A 17,626-nucleotide genomic window follows, 5' to 3' on the forward strand; every position below is an offset into this window, starting at 1 on the left:
CAACTTTTTTAGTTGTCATGCATGTTAATATTAAGTTGTATATAAATTTGAGGAGCAATTATATGTACAAAACAATCAAAAATTTACGTTGGTATATGATAGCTTTAGTTACTGTAGGTACTATTCTAGGCTATCTTACTCGGAATTCAATATCTGTCGCTGCACCGGTTCTTAAAGATGTAATGGGTATGACAACTCAGCAATATTCATATGTTGTTGCTGCATATTCTGCTTGTTACACAGTAATGCAACCAGTTGCTGGTTATATTTTAGATTTACTTGGAACAAGAGTTGGTTATGCTGTTTTTGCTTTACTTTGGTCTTTATTTTGTATTGGAACGGCTTTTTCTGGAAGTTGGATTGGATTAGCTTTTGCTCGGGGTGCAGTAGGTGCCACAGAAGCAGCTATGATTCCAGCGGGCTTAAAAGCTACTAGTGAATGGTTCCCAGCTAAAGAAAGATCAATAGCTGTTGGATGGTTCAACTTAGGTTCATCGGTTGGTGCTATGATCGCTCCACCTTTGGTTGCTTGGGCTATTTGGTTCCACAGCTGGGAATGGGCTTTTATCCTATGTGGTTTATTAAGTCTGATTTGGGCAACATTTTGGTTCCTTCTTTACAGACATCCTACTAAGCAAAAATATTTATCTGAAGAAGAAAGAAAATATATTTTATCTGGTCAAGAAGCGGGTCACCAAGCATCTAATACTGAAAAGTTACCTACTAGCAAAATTCTAACTAGTCGTCGCTTTTGGGGTATTGCATTACCAAGATTCCTTGCAGAACCGGCTTGGGGAACATTCAATGCTTGGATCCCTCTATTTATGTTTACAGCCTATGGTTTTGATTTAAAACAAATAGCTATATTTGCTTGGATGCCAATGTTATTTGCTGATGTTGGTTGTGTGCTTGGTGGATACATGTCACCTTTCTTCCAAAAACATTTTAAAGTAAGTTTGGTTAATTCTAGAAAAATGGTAGTAACTGTAGGTTCAATATTGATGATTGGACCAGGTCTAATTGGTTTATTCTCTAGTCCTTATGTTGCAATATTCCTATTCTGTATTGGTGGTTTTGCACACCAAACTTTATCTGGAGCACTAATTACATTGTCATCAGATGTGTTTGGTCGTAATGAAGTAGCAACAGCTAACGGTTTTACTGGTATGGCAGCATGGTTAGCAAGTACTATCTTTGCTTTAATTGTTGGTGCGCTTGCTGATACTGTTGGATTTACTCCATTATTTGTAATATTAACTTGTTTAGATCTATTAGCTGCATTAGCTGTATGGACAATCTTGAAAGTCCCATCAACCAACCAAGAATAAATTAATCGGATTGTACATATTATCAATATGTACAATCAAATCATTGGACACTAATTATGGAGGATAATATGAGTTTTTTAACTGAAGACTTTTTATTAGATACTGAATTCTCTCGTCAACTTTATCATGATTATGCAGCTGAGCAGCCAATATTTGATTATCACTGCCATTTACCACCTGAACAAATCGCTCAAGATTACCAATTTAAAAATTTGTATGATATTTGGTTAAAGGGTGATCACTATAAATGGCGTGCAATGCGAACCAATGGTGTTGCTGAAAAATACTGTACTGGCAATGATGTTGATGATTTCGAAAAATTTAAGGCTTGGGCCGAAACAGTACCTTATACTATTGGTAATCCGCTCTATCATTGGACTCATTTAGAGTTACGTCGACCATTTGGAATCGATAATATTTTACTTTCACCAGCTACAGCGGAAACTATTTGGAATAAATGTAATGCTATGTTAGCAACTAAAGAATTTTCAGCGCGTAGTATTATGAAAAAAATGAATGTAAAAATGGTAGGTACCACAGATGATCCTATTGATAACTTAATTCATCATAAAACTGTAGCAAATGATCCTTCATTTGATATAAAAGTTTTACCAAGTTGGCGACCAGATAAAGCATTTAATATCGGTTCTGAATTCTTTATTGATTATATGAAAAAATTATCGGCAGCTGCTGATATAAATATTACAAAGTTTCAAGATGTTTGTCAGGCATTGTCAAAACGTATGGATTACTTTGCTCAACATGGATGTAAGGTTTCTGATCATGCTTTAGATACCGTAGTTTATGAAGAAGCAACTGAAAAAGAATTAGATACAATTTTGGCGAAACGCTTATCTGGTTCTTTATTAACAGCTAAAGAAGAAGCTCAATTTAAAACAGCAGTGCTTGTTTTCCTTGGTAGTGAATACAACAAACGTTCTTGGGTTCAACAATATCATATTGGGGCTTTGCGTAATAATAATTCAAGAATGTTTAAGTTAATGGGGCCAGATGTTGGTTTTGATTCAATTAACGATTCCCCTATTGCTCAACCACTTTCACGGTTGTTAGATGCTCAAGCAAAAGAAAATGCTTTACCTAAAACAATCCTTTATTGTTTAAATCCATCAGATAACGAAATACTTGGCACCATGATAGGTAATTATCAAGGTGAAGGGGTTCAAGGTAAAATGCAGTTTGGTTCAGGATGGTGGTTTAATGATCAGAAAGATGGCATGATTCGTCAAATGACTCAACTTGCGCAACTTGGATTATTAAGCCGTTTCGTTGGAATGTTAACTGATAGCCGTAGTTTCCTTTCATATACACGTCATGAATACTTTAGACGTATTTTGTGCCGAATGATAGGTCGTTGGGTTGAAGATGGGGAAGCACCTCGAGATATTCAGTTACTAGGCCAAATGGTTAAAAATATTAGTTTTGATAATGCCAAAAACTATTTTGGTATTGAATTAAGCTAAAAAAGTTTAACGTATTAAAAATTAGTTAATTTTAAAAAAGAGTTACTTAAATGAAAACATTAAATAGAGTTGATTTTCCAGGGGCGCAATATACAACCCGCGTAGTTCAATTTGGTGAAGGCAACTTTTTACGTGCTTTTTTAGATTGGCAACTAGATATCTTAAATGAGAAAGCCGGCCTTGGTGCCGGTGTAACTATTGTTCGCCCTTTAAATACCGATTTTCCTAAACCTCTGAATATTCAGGATGGACTATATACCACACTTATTCGAGGTTTGAATGAAAATGATAAGGCCGTAAAAGAATTTAGAATAATTCGTTCTGTCAATAATGAGATAAATGTTTATACTCAGTACGATGAATATCTTGAATTAGCAAAAGATCCTAATATCCAGTTTATCTTTTCTAATACTACCGAAGCTGGTATTAGTTATGTTGCTGATGATAAATTAACAGATCGCCCGGCAACCAGTTATCCAGCTAAATTAACAGCTTTTTTATACGAAAGATTTGTTCATTTTTCTGGCAGTAAAGAAAGTGGGTTAATTATTATTCCTTGTGAATTAATTGATTACAATGGTGTTGCACTAAAAAAATTAGTCCTTAAATATGCACATCAATGGAAATTGTCGGAACAGTTTATTCATTGGCTTGAAAATGATAATTTATTCTGTTCAACATTAGTCGATAGAATTGTACCGGGTTATCCAAAAGCTCAAATTGCTGAATTAGAAGCGGAGCTAGGTTATAAAGATAATTTTATTGATACAGCTGAATATTTTTATTTGTTTGTTATCCAAGGTCCACAATGGTTAGCTAAAAAACTATGTTTAGATAAATGCAATATCAATATTAAGATTGTAGATGATATAAAACCGTATAAAGAAAGAAAAGTTGCCATCTTAAATGGTGCTCATACTGCATTAGTGCCAGTCGCTTATTTATCTGGTATTAATACTGTTGGTGAATCAATGAATGATCCGCAAATTTTAGCATATATTAAAGATACTATTTTTGATGAGATTATTCCTGTTTTAGATTTACCTCATCAGGAATTAGTCGATTTTGCTGAATCTGTTATTAGTCGTTTCAAAAATCCATTTATTGAACATCAACTGTTATCTATTGCGCTAAATAGTATGACCAAATTTAAAACCCGTATTTTGCCACAATTAATTGCATATCAAAAAGAGAACGATGTTCTACCTCAACACTTAGTGTTCTCGTTTGCAGCTTTAATGGCTTTTTACCGTGGTATTAGGGATAATCAAAATTATCCATTACAAGATGATGCTGTTTGGTTAGAGTTATTTAGTACAGGTTGGGCTAATATTGCTGAAGGTAAAGGAACATTAGCAGATTTGGTACATAATGTATTAAGTGATAACAAACATTGGGAACATGACTTATTAAGTATTCCTCAATTAGCTGAAACATTAACTCAATATTTATCTGTTATTACCGAAAAAGGTATGCGGAGAGCAATCGAACAATGCATTATTAGTAATAAATAAAATGAGCAATACAATGATCAAATTTATTAAAATAAATAATAAAGATAATGTAGGTGTTGCATTATCGGATTTGGAAGCGCATGAACCAGGTGTTGTGATCGATGGGCATACCATTGATTTACAACAACCTATTAAACAAGGGCATAAATTTGCCCTTAATGATATCAATCAGAACGAAAATATCATTAAATATGGTTTACCGATCGGGCATGCCACTTGTTTTATTAAGGCAGGTGAACACATTCATTCACATAATTTAAAAACAAATTTAAGTGATATTAATGATTATCAATATCAACCTAAATTATCCAAGGATGACTCACTGCATGAAATACCTGACAAAGAAGTGCATATTTATCGACGTAAAAATGGTGATGTAGGTATTCGAAATGAGCTTTGGATAATACCAACAGTTACCTGTATCAATGGAATTGCTCAACAAATTGTTAAACGTTTTTGTAACGAATTAAATAATCAATTAGAAATTGATGGTATTACTGTTTTAGAACATCCTTATGGTTGTTCTCAATTAGGACAGGATCATAAAAATACTAAAATAATCTTACAAGACTTAGTTAAGCACCCTAATGCGGGCGCTGTGTTAGTTATTGGTTTAGGATGTGAAAATAACCAAGTTTCTGATTTTAAGAAAGATTTAGGGGATTATGACGAATCTCGTGTCAGGTTTCTTATTGCCCAACAAGAAACAGATGAAGTCGAATCAGCTTTAGTTCAATTAAGAGAACTTTATGCGATCATGAAACATGATAAACGAGAAGTAGGGCGCTTATGTGAATTAAAATTCGGTTTAGAATGTGGTGGATCAGATGGTTTTTCTGGGATCACTGCCAATCCAATGTTAGGCTTGTTTTCGGATTATGTTATTGCTCATGGTGGTACAAGTGTGTTAACCGAAGTTCCAGAAATGTTCGGTGCAGAAAATATTCTAATGTCACACTGTATTGATGAGTCTACTTTTGATAAAACAGTGCACATGATTAATGATTTTAAACAATATTTTATTTCAAATAATCAACCTATTTATGAAAATCCTTCTCCGGGTAATAAGGCTGGAGGTATCACTACGTTAGAGGAAAAGTCGCTAGGGTGTACCCAAAAGGCAGGTGGTAGTGAAGTAATTGATGTACTGAAATATGGTGAAAGAATAACTAAACATGGTCTTAATCTTCTTAGTGCTCCTGGTAATGATGCAGTTGCTACAGGGGCTTTATCGGCAGCCGGCTGCCATATGGTATTATTTACTACTGGAAGAGGGACTCCTTATGGAGGAGTGGTTCCAACGGTTAAGATAGCGACTAATACCCAATTAGCTGACAAAAAAACTAACTGGATTGACTTTAATGCAGGAAAACTTATCCAAGGTGTTTCAATGAAAACTTTATTAGTTGAATTTATTGATAAGATTACTCTCATTGCAAATGGGCAACAAACCTGTAATGAAAAAAATAATTTCAGAGATTTAGCTATTTTAAAAAGTGGTGTAACTCTTTAAAAATCATCTATTCATTTACTAATAAATTATGCATTAAGTTCTTAGGGCTTAATGCATAATTACATCTTTTATTAATATAAGATAGCAATTATCCACGATTAGCATTTTTCATAATACGTGCTTTATCTACTTGCCATTGACGTTCTTTAATATCTGTACGCTTATCAAACTCTTTTTTACCTTTGGCTAAGCCTATTTTAACTTTTGCCCATGCATTTTTCCAATATAATGAAAGAGCGACTACTGTATAGCCTTGGCGATTAATCTGCCCAAATAATGAATTTAATTCACGTTGGTTTAAAAGTAATTTACGGTTGCGCATTGGTTCACAAATGACATGTGTTGAAGCGACAGAAAGAGGTGTTATCGTGGCACCAAACAGCCAGGCTTCACCATCTTTAAGTAATACGTAGCTATCACTAATATTGGCTTTACCTGCGCGTAGGGATTTTACTTCCCAACCTTGCAGAGATAATCCCGCCTCAATTTCCTCTTCAATAAAGTACTCATGGCGTGCGCGTTTATTTAATGCAATAGTTGCCGAACTCGGCTTATGTGATTTTTTCTTAGTCATAATGTGCGTTATTATAGAGTTACGTGATACTATATGCCACTAATTTTATTTTTTAATTTTATAGCTATGGCGCATATTTTTCACGAGGTTATTGAGCCTTATTCTATTCAGCAAATGTTTGAGTTGGTGAATGATATTGCTCACTATCCAGAATTTGTACCAGATTGTATCGCAACTGGTATTGTTAGCAAACAAGATAATCTTGTTACCGCTTTTATTGAAGTTGAGAAGTTAGGTTTCAAAAAATCATTTACAACTCTTAATCGCATTAATGAACCTAATTCAATTGATATGCAATTGCTTGAAGGCCCATTTAAGCATTTAACGGGTAAATGGCAATTTATTGCATTAGGTGAAACCAGAAGTAAAATTAGTTTTGATTTAGAGTTTGAATTTAAAAATAAGTTGTTAGATATTGCTTTTACACCAATTTTTAAAGAAGTGATGGCTAATATGGTTAATGCATTTTCACAGCGTGCAAGGCAGATATATTAATATGATAAATATTCAAGTTGTGTATGCGTTGCCCAATAGTCAGACTATAATTAATTGTGAAGTTCAAGAGCAAAGTAATGTCTTGCAAGCTATTAGAAAATCCAATATCTTATCATTGTGTCAAATTAAATTAGATGATCATTTAATTGGCATTTATGGTAAACGTTGTGATCTTAACGAGTTAGTTAAAAATGGTGATCGTATCGAGATTTATCGGCCTTTAATTAATGACCCTAAAGAGATTAGACGCAGGAAGGCAGCTCAAAAAAGATAATTACTTAAGGCAAGGGAAAGATGATGCAAACTCTGCTAATTGAAAAGATTGAAACATTATGTAAACAACGTAATATCAAATTGACTACTCAACGACGAACTGTTTTAGATATTATGTTAACAGCCAATAAAGCAATGAGTGCATATGATCTTTTGGATCTATTAAAAGTTAGTGAGCCACAAGCAAAACCGCCAACAATTTATCGAGCCCTTGAGTTTTTACTTGAACAAGGTTTTATCCATAAAGTTGAATCTTCTAATAGTTATATTATTTGCCCGCATTTCAATAATCCTGAGCATATTTCCATTCTATTTATTTGTGATAAGTGTCAACAGATTATTGAAAAACATTCCACCGATATTGAACAGCAACTAAAACAATTAGCACAACAAAACATCTTTTTAATTAAACATAGTGTGCTAGAAATCCACGGATTTTGTCAGCAGTGTCAGTCATAATTATCCTCCTTTGGTTGATTAATATTACCTGTGATACCGTTGGGCAAATCGCTTTTAAATATGCGGCCATCACCTCTAAGCATAAGCAAGGTATTAATTATTGGAAAAGATTGTTTGGTAATTACTGGTTGTGGTTAGGTTTTGGTGTTTATTTTATTGGTTTTATTTTTTGGTTAGCTTTTTTGAGTTATGTGCCATTGTCCCAAGGTATTTTATTGGGTTCTTTTAATATGATAACTGTGATGTTAGCTGGGCGTTTTTTATTTAAAGAACAAATTACACCATTTCGTCTTCTAGGTATCTTGTTCATTACATTCGGTGTGGTATTAGTAGGGCTTACTTAATGAAAAAATTTTATTTAATTGGTTTTATCTTATTACTTTTTTTTGATACCTTTGGACAAACCAGTTTTAAATTAACGGCGTTATCTGCTTTACCATTTGAATTTAGTATTGACTGGTTAATACGTATTTTTAGTCATTATTGGGCATATTTGGTCATTTTAGGTTATTCTGGAGCATTTATTACTTGGATGGTTTTGCTGAAAAAAGCTCCAGTTGGTCCTGCTTTTGCCGCCTCTCATCTACAAGTTGTCACGGTAATGTTGGTTTCTATTATCGCTTTTAATGATCAAATAACTTGGATGCGTTTACTTGGTGCATTGTTTATCATTATCGGTATTATTTTTCTGGCACTAGCTGAACAACGGCTTCATAAAAAATGTTTGTATTGAAACATATGGTTTTCCTGAAACATTTTGACAATAATTTTCAGCTAAATCTGTTTATCAAGATTTTTTAACATTTCGATAATTGGACGATTGGCATCGGGAAATTCATCAGCATTAAGATCTTCTTGATCAATCCAACGACTAGGTTGTCCTTCTTTAGCAAATGGCACACCATCCCATTCTTCAACTAGATAAGCGTGAATAGTGATATCACGATCGTCATATCTGTGTTCAAATTGTTTTAAAAATTGGGCAACGTGGATATGGATATCGACTTCTTCTGCAATTTCGCGTTGTAGGGTTTGAAAAGGTGTTTCTCCCGGTTCCACTTTGCCACCAGGAAACTCCCAAAAGCCAGCAAGATGGGAATCTTCTCCCCTTTGGGTTATGAAAATTTGACAATTTTGTGAACGAATAATACCTACAGCAATTTCAGTATGTTTTCTCATAATCCTTTCTGTTTAATAGTCATATCAAAATAGAGTTGCTGTGTTTAATTTATACGCCGATATTGATCGGCGTTTGTACATTTTAACCTTATTTGATAATACTAAATTTTTTCGTTAGTGAACAGCTCCATGACAATGTTTATATTTTTTACCTGATCCACAAGGGCATGGATCATTGCGGCCAACCTTAGCTTGAGCACGAACCATTGGTTGTGCTGGTCCTGATGCTTGTTGTTCACTTTCACCATTCATTCCAGACATAGATTCGTGATTAGCTTGCTGGCGTGCTGCTAATTTTTCCATTTCCGCTTGGCGTTGGCGTTCAGCTTCGTCTACTTCTTCTTGAGAACGTATTCTTACCCGACTCAGGATACCAATCACATCATATTTAAGTGATTCTAACATGCCAGCAAACATGTTAAATGATTCGCGTTTGTACTCTTGTTTTGGATCTTTTTGTGCATAACCACGTAAATGAATACCCTGACGTAAATAATCCATTGCGGCTAAATGTTCTTTCCATAAACTATCTAGTGTTTGTAGCATGACAGTTTTTTCAAAATTTCTAAATGCTTCTGAACCAGCAGTATTTACTTTTTCAAGATAGGTATCTTGAGCGATTTGTAAAATACGTTCTCGTAATGTTTCTTCGTGTAGATTTTGTTCTTCATCTAACCATTTTGCTATAGGCAAGTCGAGAGCAAAATCAGTTTTAAGTGCAATTTCCAGCCCAGGGACATCCCACATTTCTTCAATTGATTGTGGTGGAATATACTGATCGATAAGTGCATTGAAAACATCACCACGAATAGAATCGATGGTTTCTTTAATGTCTGAATTATCTAATAGCTCATTTCGTTGTCGATAAATTGCTTTACGCTGATCGTTAGCTACATCGTCAAACTCTAGTAATTGTTTACGAATATCAAAGTTACGACTTTCAACCTTTTTCTGAGCATTGGCTATGGCTTTGGTGACCCATGGATGTTCTATGGCTTCCCCATCCTTCATACCTAGTTTACGCATCATACTACCAACACGTTCTGAAGCAAAAATTCGCATTAATGGATCTTCTAGTGATAAATAAAAACGTGAAGCTCCGGGATCCCCTTGACGACCAGCACGACCACGTAACTGATTATCAATACGACGTGATTCGTGGCGTTCGGTACCTAAAATATATAAACCACCTAAAGCAACAACTTCTTCATGCCTAACTTGCCATGCTTGTTTGGCTTTTTCAATGTCTTCAGGGGTAGGATTTTCGAGTTTAGCTATATCATTTTGCCAGTTACCACCGAGCATAATATCGGTACCACGGCCAGCCATATTAGTAGCAATGGTTACTGCACCTTTACTACCGGCATTAGCAATAATTTCAGCTTCTTGTGCATGGAATTTAGCATTAAGAACATTATGTTTAATACCCACTTTTTGGAATGCGCTGGAAACCAGTTCTGATTTCTCAATTGAAGCAGTCCCAACTAAGACTGGTTGCCCTCGTTTTAAACAATCTTGGACATCAGCGACAATAGCGTTAATCTTTTCTTTTTCCGTCATATATACTAGATCCGCATTATCTTTACGAATCATAGGACGATTAGTTGGAATTACAATGGTATCTAAACCATAAATTTGATTAAATTCGAAAGCTTCAGTATCAGCAGTACCGGTCATACCAGCTAACTTTTCATACAGACGGAAATAGTTTTGGAAAGTAATTGAAGCAAGGGTTTGATTTTCATTTTGAATTTTAACATGTTCTTTAGCTTCTACCGCTTGGTGTAAGCCATCAGACCAACGACGTCCTTCCATAGTTCGTCCGGTATGTTCATCAACGATGATTACTTCATTATCTTTTACAATATAATCAACATCTCGATGGAATAAATGGTGCGCACGGAGCGCCGCATTAACATGGTGCATTAATACGATATTACTAGGGGCATAAAGTGATTCATCACCTTTCATAATTCCTTGTTTAATAAGTAATTCTTCTACTTTAACTAAACCTCGTTCAGTTAAATTAACTTGACGGGTTTTTTCATCAACAGAGAAGTCTCCATCTCCTTGAAATTGGTCAGAATCTTCTTTTTCTTGTCGTATTAAATGTGGAATAATTTTATCGACGCTAATATAGCGATCAGAACTGTCTTCAGCTTGACCGGAGATTATTAGTGGTGTTCTGGCTTCATCGATTAAAATGGAGTCAACTTCATCGACTAAGGCATAATGCAATGGTCGTTGTACGCGAGACTCTTTATTAAATACCATATTGTCACGTAAATAATCAAAACCATATTCATTATTAGTACCATAAGTGATATCAGCATTATATGCATCGCGTTTCACCTGTGGTGGCATATTGGGTAAATTCACCCCAACAGATAACCCTAAAAATTCGAATAAAGGACGATTGTTTTCGGCATCGCGCTGAGCTAAGTAGTCATTGACGGTAACCACATGTACCCCTTTACCTGTTAGAGCATTTAAATAAGCTGGTAAAGTTGCAGTCAAGGTTTTACCTTCACCTGTACGCATTTCCGCAATACAACGTTCATTTAAGACCATACCACCAATTAATTGCACATCAAAATGACGCATACCGAATACGCGTTTACTTGCTTCACGAACAACAGCAAATGCTTCTTCTAAGATATCGTCAAGTTTAGTACCTGCAGCTAATTTTTCTTTAAACTCAGCTGTTTTTGCTTTAAGTTCATCATCAGTTAATGCTTCCATTGCTGGTTCAAGAGCATTAATTTTTTCAACACGTTTACGCATCATTTTTAAAACGCGTTCATTACGGCTACCAAATACTTTGGTTAATAGTTTTAACAACATATATTTTCTCTTAATTCTTTCAAAAGGAATTTAAGGCTAGAGCCTTATAAGACAAATTAATTTAATTATGCGCTACACGCATTGGGCAATAGTTTGAGGACCAGCTCTTATGCCATTATAAGGAGATAGACGAATAATTTTGCTAGGTGATATATTGCTGTAATTCAGTGATAAGTCTTTTATTCTGACATACTGTTTTTGTAATCGAGATAGTGTTTGTGATTGTTTAGGTATAACGGATTGGTGTTCAGGTACTATTGCAGTAATTGCAATAATTCCAACTTGGGGTACTGAAGCTTCTGCCGGTAAACCATCTTGAGAGCATAAACTAAAGCCAGTAGCAATTACACCTAATAATAAGTGCGATAATGCAGTTTTGATAATAAAACGCTTACTGAGTTTTTGCCAATAATCTATCACGATCATAATAGCACTATGTTAGCATTTTTTGCCAAAATGAAAAACAATTATTGAATCAATAAGACCCCGAATTTCGAATTAATGTTATAGAATAGTTATAATTTTGTTCATATCTTCTTTTTGCAAATATTAATTTCATTATTTATATTAATTTAATTAGAATTTGAACATAAAACTTACAAAAGTTCTTAAAGTTCTTAAAGAATAAAGATGACGGTTGAAAATTTATAAAACTTATAATTATCTACTCTTTCTAATTAAAATAAGTATCATAAATATGAGGTGTTCTGCTATTATATTCATATAATTTTAATTTACTGATAATGTGCTATGAAAATTCTTTTTGGTGTACAAGGTACCGGAAATGGTCATGTCAGTCGTTGTAGAACACTAGCCAAGGCCTTAAAAAAGGCTGGGGCTGATGTTGATTATATTTTAAGTGGTCGAGATCCAAAAGATTATTTTGATATGGAAGCTTTTGGTAATTATAAAACCTTCCGTGGTGTTACCTTTGCAACTATAAATGGGAAAATTAACTTCCGTAAAACAGTTCAACGTATTCGAGCATTTCGATTAATTAAAGATGTTCGTGAACTAGATTTATCAAAATATGATTGTATTATTAGTGATTTTGAGCCCGTTAGCGCTTGGGCCGCGCATTATCAACATCGTGATTGTTTAGGTATTAGTAATCAGGTTGTTTGTCAATATTTGAAGCCAAAAGAATATGGTATGATCGCTAATGTTATTATGAAGTATTATGCTCCTGTTACTAAACCAGTTGGTCTACATTGGTTCCATTTTGGACATAAATTAATTCCACCGATGATCGATTCTTTTCAACAACCACCCAAAGAAGATGGTAATATTGTAGTTTATTTGCCATTTGAAGGATTAGATGAAATTACTGCGTTTTTAAAAAATTTTGCAAATTACCAGTTTGTTTGTTTTCATCCAGAAGTGAAACAAACATCGCAGGATTGTAATATAATTTTACAACCACTTGGACGCGATAATTTTACCAATGCGTTAATTAATTGTTCTGGTATTATTACTAATACTGGATTTGCTTTAATCTCAGAAGCCTTGATATTAGGTAAAAAAATCCTTACTAAACCAGTTTCTGGACAATTTGAACAGATTTATAATGCACAGTGCTTGCAAACCTTGGAACTAGCAACGGTGATGGAAAATTTGAATAGTATCAAGCTTAAATATTGGCTTGATTTACCTTCTCCAGAACCTGTAATTTATCCTGATGTAGCAACAGAACTGGCTAATTGGATTGTTTCGGGCCAAAAAGAATCATTACTATCTTTGAGTGAACGGCTATGGGCGCAAACAGTGTTTCCAAAACATGTACAACAGCGAATTAAATCTTTAGGTTATGTGTAAAGGAAGTAAAATGACATTAAGTATTATTGTGGCAATGGCACATAATCGGGTAATTGGCTTAAATAATCAAATGCCATGGCATTTACCAGCTGATTTAGCTTGGTTTAAAAAAAATACACTTAATAAACCAGTAATTATGGGACGAAAAACTTTTGAGTCTATAGGGAAGCCTTTGCCAAATCGGCATAATATTGTTATTAGTGCACGAGAGGGTATGGCTCTTTTACCCAATCTTAGTTGGGTAAAATCGATTGATGCAGCCATACAATTAGCTAGTAAGCAAAAAGTTGAAGAAAGCTTTATTATTGGTGGTGGTAATATTTATAATCAGGTGTTACCAAGAGTAAATCGCCTTTATTTAACACATATTGATGCTGACTTACAAGGAGATACATATTTCCCCAATTATGCTCCTGAACAATGGCATGTGATTCATCAAGAGGATCATCAGCCTGATGATAAAAATCCTTATCCTTATCAATTTCAAATTTTACATAGAAAATAAACATAATTAAACTTGCCACTATTTGTGGCAATATGAATTACTGTCTACCCTAGACGTTTAGCTTCAATAACATCTGGTAATTGTTTAATCTTGTTTAGTACACGATTAAGCGAGTCTTGATCGAATATTTCCATATCCATATCTATGGTAGCTAATTGTTGTTTTGTATCACTTCGGCTCGATAAACTCAGTACATTAACTTTTTCGTTAGCTAATATGGTGGTGATGTCCCTCAATAAACCACTGCGGTCGTTAGCCACAACACGGGTTATCATGGTATAACTTGCTTGGCTATTGCCACTCCATATAGCTTTAATTATACGTTCTGGAGCGTGGTTCTTTAGTTCTTGTAACTGTTCACAATCCGCTCTATGGATTGAGATCCCTCGACCTTGAGTAATAAATCCTATAATAGGATCACCGGGAATTGGTCGACAACAGTTAGCAATGGTGTACATTAAATTACCCACGCCTTCAATAATAATTTCATCATTTTTCTTATTATTTGTTTTAGGGGTATTTTTGGTTTGGTTCCCCGATTTTTGGGTAATTTGTTTTAATGCTGCTTCATCTTCTTCTGCTGCTGTTGGTTTATTGAATTGTGCATTCAAGAAATTGATTAACTGATTAATTCTGACATCTCCACTACCAATACCAGCTAAAACTTCATCAAACGAATGCGCATTATATTTATTAATTAAAATTTTCTCGACGCTTTTTAAACTAATATTTAGTGGTTCCAGTTCTCCAATTAAAATTTGCTCACCAGCGGCAATATTTTTATCTCGATCTTGTTTTTTGAACCAAGCTTGGATTTTAGCTCGCGCTCGGCTACTATTAATAAATCCAGTATTAGGGTTCAACCAATCTCGGCTAGGATTAGGCTGTTTTTGGGTAATAACTTCAACTTGATCACCAGTTTTTAAAATATAAGTAAAAGGCACAATACGGCCGCCGACTTTTGCACCAATACAGCGGTGGCCAACATCACTGTGAATATGATAAGCGAAATCAAGTGGGGTAGATCCTGCCGGTAAGTCGACTACATCGCCTTTTGGAGTGAATACATAAACACGATCATCAAAAATTTGACTACGTACGGCTTCTTGAATTTCACCACTTTCCGACATTTCTTGTTGCCAAGTTAATAATTTACGTAACCAAGAAATACGCTGGTCATAAGCAGTCATTTTGTCAGTACTGCCTTCTTTGTACTTCCAATGGGCAGCGATACCTAACTCAGCATCGTTATGCATCTGTTCCGTACGAATTTGAATTTCAATAGTTTTATTTTGAGGCCCATAAACTACAGTATGAATCGATTGATAACCATTTGGTTTGGGATTCGCCACATAATCATCAAATTCTTTGGCAATATGTTGGTAATGGCTATGAACAATACCTAAAGCATTATAACAATCTTCAATCCGGTCGCAAATAATGCGTACAGCACGAATGTCATAAAGATCTTCAAATTGCAGATGTTTACGTTCCATTTTTCGCCATATACTATAAATGTGTTTAGGGCGACCATAAACTTCGGCTCGAATATGATCTTTATTCATCATTTCTTGAAGATTTTCAACAAATTCATCAATATATAACTCACGATCTATTCTCTTTTCATGTAATTTATTGGCAATAAATCGGTATTCATCTGGATGTAAGTATCGGAAACAAAAATCTTCTAATTCCCATTTTAATTGACCAATACCTAAACGATTAGCAAGTGGAGCGTAAATATTAAAACACTCCTTAGCCGCTAAAACTTGTTCTTCTTTAGATGCGTTCATTAAACCGCGTAGATAAGTAATGCGTTCAGCTAATTTAATCACTACACTACGAAAATCATTTACCATTGCTAGTAGCATTCGACGGATACTATCGATCTGTTCTGTTGTTGCATGACCATTACGAATAGCTCGAAGTTGGCGGATTTCTTTCATTCTAATAATACTAGAAATGATATGGATAACTTCACGATCCAAATCTTCAGGAAGATCTTCACGACGAATAATTTTGGCATCAAGAAATGGAAATAATAATGCAGCACATAGACTATTTACATCCATATTAAGGGTAGATAAAATTTCAACCATTTCTACTGCATTTTCAAAACAGTGAGTCTGTTCAGAAGCACCAGCGCTATTCTCAAAACAGAAATCCCATATATCTTTAAATTTTTTATAAGAATCAGGATTAGTTAGTAATAATTCATCCTTTGCCCATTGTTCGACATCAAATTGAGCAAGTGAGTAATGCTCGTCACTATGTTGGTGAGCGCCCCTAATTGATACCATAATTTATTACCCTGATTTGGTTAACAATAACATTGATTCAATGTGCTTCGTTTGTGGAAACATATCTAAAATAGCCACTTTAGCAATTTGATACCCTGCTGTAATCAATAATTTGCTATCTCTAGCTAGAGTGGCAGGATTGCACGAAATATAAACAATTCTTGATGGTTTAATTTTAACAATTTCAGTTATCACATTTAAAGCACCAGATCTGGCTGGATCTAATAACGCTTTATTAAAAGTTGTATAATTCCATCGCGAGAATTGCTGACAATCATCCAAATTACAAGTTAAAAAATTAGTGTTAGCACAAAGGTTATTATTATTTAATATGGTGTTAAATTTAGCTTTTTCAACTAGTGCGTTAACACCTTCAATTCCAGTAACCGATTTGCATAATGTAGCCATAGGTAATGAAAAATTACCCATACCACAGAATAAATCCAATACTTTATCAGTGGATTTTAAAGCTAACCAGTCAAGTGCTTGAACGATCATTTTCTGATTAATTTTACTATTTACTTGTATAAAATCCAGTGGACTAAAAGTTAATTTTAAATGGTTAATAAGATAGTAATGTTCAGTTCCACCACTAATATGCACCAAATCGTTACCATGTAAATACAAGGATAAGTTGTGATCTTCTGCAAACTGTTTTAATAGATTAGTATCCGTTTCACTGAGTGGCTTGGTGTGCCTTACAACTAAAATAATTCCACTATCAACACTAATTAATTCAACATGTCCAAGTGCATTTATCTGTTTAACTTTTCGTAAACAATGTTGTAATGGTGCCAGTAATTTATCCAATTGTGTAACTAAAACTGGGCAATGTTCTATATTAATTATTTGATTTGATTCAGCTTGGCGAAAACCTATATACAATTCCCCTTTAATAATATTAATAGCAAGTCGTGCACGACGGCGATAATGATAAGGTTGATCTGCAATAATCTGAGGGGAATGTTTAATAATGTGCTGTAAAGATGCACCACTTTCTTTTTGTAACAGTTTAATGAGTGAATCATATTTAGCTTGGTGCTGTAGATGTGGTGAAATATGTTGTAATTCACAACCACCGCATTTCTGATAATAACCACATTGTGGAGTGACACGATCCTTACTTAGGTTATGATATTTAATTACTTTAGCTTTTGCATAATTTTTTTTATCCTCGGTCAATTGAATATCAACAATTTCATTTGGCAAAGCTGATTTAACAAAAATTGTTTTACCTTTATGATGAGCAACTCCATGCCCAAAGGTATCAAGGTTCGAAATGGATACCGTCAATTGCTGAGGAGCTAGTTTTCTTTTTTGAGGAGTGTAAAAATTAACCATATTAA

The 17,626-nt window shown here is 34.4% G+C and carries 17 protein-coding genes; 11 read left to right on the forward strand and 6 right to left on the reverse strand.

The window, feature by feature from the left end:
- Positions 1 to 62 precede the first annotated feature (62 nt).
- The 4 genes from A9G13_RS10415 (at position 63) to A9G13_RS10430 (ending at position 5,836) form a co-directional block, all read left to right on the forward strand.
- Positions 63 to 1,328, forward strand: a complete 1,266-nt coding sequence (locus A9G13_RS10415; RefSeq protein ID WP_065557540.1) for an MFS transporter — start codon at positions 63 to 65, stop codon at positions 1,326 to 1,328.
- 68 nt (positions 1,329 to 1,396) lie between these two features.
- The gene (uxaC, locus tag A9G13_RS10420; protein ID WP_065557541.1) at positions 1,397 to 2,809 is read left to right on the forward strand and encodes a glucuronate isomerase; all 1,413 of its coding nucleotides are present in this window, start codon (positions 1,397 to 1,399) and stop codon (positions 2,807 to 2,809) included.
- Positions 2,810 to 2,859: 50 nt separating this feature from the next.
- Positions 2,860 to 4,323 carry a tagaturonate reductase gene (locus tag A9G13_RS10425; protein WP_065557542.1) on the forward strand — a complete coding sequence of 488 codons (1,464 nt, stop codon included), beginning with the start codon at positions 2,860 to 2,862 and terminating at the stop codon, positions 4,321 to 4,323.
- A 13-nt stretch (positions 4,324 to 4,336) separates the two neighbouring features.
- A complete protein-coding gene (locus A9G13_RS10430) occupies positions 4,337 to 5,836 on the forward strand; it encodes a UxaA family hydrolase (protein ID WP_065557543.1) in 1,500 nt (499 codons plus the stop codon).
- Positions 5,837 to 5,924: 88 nt separating this feature from the next.
- Here A9G13_RS10430 and smpB read toward each other — a convergent pair whose 3' ends face one another.
- Positions 5,925 to 6,410: an SsrA-binding protein SmpB gene (smpB, locus tag A9G13_RS10435; RefSeq protein ID WP_065557544.1), complete on the reverse strand. Its 486-nt coding sequence runs from the start codon at positions 6,408 to 6,410 to the stop codon at positions 5,925 to 5,927.
- Between the two features lie 33 nt (positions 6,411 to 6,443).
- Between smpB and A9G13_RS10440 the strand changes: the two genes are divergently transcribed.
- The 5 genes from A9G13_RS10440 to A9G13_RS10460 are packed head-to-tail and all read left to right on the forward strand — an operon-like array spanning position 6,444 to position 8,370.
- On the forward strand, positions 6,444 to 6,905 hold the full coding sequence (locus A9G13_RS10440) for a type II toxin-antitoxin system RatA family toxin (protein ID WP_081301238.1): 462 nt from the start codon (positions 6,444 to 6,446) through the stop codon (positions 6,903 to 6,905).
- A 1-nt stretch (position 6,906) separates the two neighbouring features.
- Positions 6,907 to 7,179 carry an RnfH family protein gene (locus tag A9G13_RS10445; RefSeq protein WP_065557545.1) on the forward strand — a complete coding sequence of 91 codons (273 nt, stop codon included), beginning with the start codon at positions 6,907 to 6,909 and terminating at the stop codon, positions 7,177 to 7,179.
- Between the two features lie 20 nt (positions 7,180 to 7,199).
- Positions 7,200 to 7,637: a zinc uptake transcriptional repressor Zur gene (gene zur, locus A9G13_RS10450; RefSeq protein ID WP_141670916.1), complete on the forward strand. Its 438-nt coding sequence runs from the start codon at positions 7,200 to 7,202 to the stop codon at positions 7,635 to 7,637.
- Positions 7,625 to 7,981 (forward strand): EamA family transporter, encoded by a 357-nt coding sequence (locus A9G13_RS10455; RefSeq protein ID WP_065557546.1) that lies wholly within the window; start codon positions 7,625 to 7,627, stop codon positions 7,979 to 7,981. Before zur ends, A9G13_RS10455 begins: the two co-directional genes overlap by 13 nt.
- The gene (locus A9G13_RS10460) at positions 7,981 to 8,370 is read left to right on the forward strand and encodes an EamA family transporter (RefSeq protein WP_065557547.1); all 390 of its coding nucleotides are present in this window, start codon (positions 7,981 to 7,983) and stop codon (positions 8,368 to 8,370) included. The genes A9G13_RS10455 and A9G13_RS10460 overlap by 1 nt, the downstream gene beginning before the upstream one ends.
- A 41-nt stretch (positions 8,371 to 8,411) precedes the next feature.
- Here A9G13_RS10460 and mutT read toward each other — a convergent pair whose 3' ends face one another.
- From mutT to A9G13_RS10475, 3 genes are all read right to left on the reverse strand, one after another.
- Entirely contained in the window at positions 8,412 to 8,816 is a 405-nt protein-coding gene (gene mutT / locus A9G13_RS10465) for an 8-oxo-dGTP diphosphatase MutT (RefSeq protein WP_065557548.1), read from the reverse strand.
- Between the two features lie 114 nt (positions 8,817 to 8,930).
- Positions 8,931 to 11,660: a preprotein translocase subunit SecA gene (gene secA, locus A9G13_RS10470; RefSeq protein WP_065557549.1), complete on the reverse strand. Its 2,730-nt coding sequence runs from the start codon at positions 11,658 to 11,660 to the stop codon at positions 8,931 to 8,933.
- Positions 11,661 to 11,732: 72 nt separating this feature from the next.
- Positions 11,733 to 12,086: a hypothetical protein gene (locus A9G13_RS10475; protein WP_065557550.1), complete on the reverse strand. Its 354-nt coding sequence runs from the start codon at positions 12,084 to 12,086 to the stop codon at positions 11,733 to 11,735.
- Positions 12,087 to 12,410: 324 nt separating this feature from the next.
- On the opposite strand from A9G13_RS10475, the gene A9G13_RS10480 reads away from it, so the two are divergent.
- Both A9G13_RS10480 and folA read left to right on the forward strand, forming a co-directional pair.
- The gene (locus A9G13_RS10480; RefSeq protein WP_065557551.1) at positions 12,411 to 13,475 is read left to right on the forward strand and encodes an MJ1255/VC2487 family glycosyltransferase; all 1,065 of its coding nucleotides are present in this window, start codon (positions 12,411 to 12,413) and stop codon (positions 13,473 to 13,475) included.
- A 10-nt stretch (positions 13,476 to 13,485) separates the two neighbouring features.
- Complete coding sequence (folA, locus tag A9G13_RS10485; RefSeq protein WP_065557552.1) at positions 13,486 to 13,980, forward strand: type 3 dihydrofolate reductase; 495 nt, start codon at positions 13,486 to 13,488, stop codon at positions 13,978 to 13,980.
- A 44-nt stretch (positions 13,981 to 14,024) separates the two neighbouring features.
- Here the strand turns inward: folA and relA are convergent, their stop codons facing one another.
- The gene (relA, locus tag A9G13_RS10490) at positions 14,025 to 16,280 is read right to left on the reverse strand and encodes a GTP diphosphokinase (RefSeq protein ID WP_065557553.1); all 2,256 of its coding nucleotides are present in this window, start codon (positions 16,278 to 16,280) and stop codon (positions 14,025 to 14,027) included.
- A 6-nt stretch (positions 16,281 to 16,286) separates the two neighbouring features.
- The gene (gene rlmD / locus A9G13_RS10495; protein ID WP_065557554.1) at positions 16,287 to 17,621 is read right to left on the reverse strand and encodes a 23S rRNA (uracil(1939)-C(5))-methyltransferase RlmD; all 1,335 of its coding nucleotides are present in this window, start codon (positions 17,619 to 17,621) and stop codon (positions 16,287 to 16,289) included.
- Positions 17,622 to 17,626: the final 5 nt, after the last annotated feature.

It is taken from the genome of Gilliamella sp. wkB178, assembly GCF_001690705.1.
Lineage (GTDB): Bacteria > Pseudomonadota > Gammaproteobacteria > Enterobacterales > Orbaceae > Gilliamella > Gilliamella apicola_K.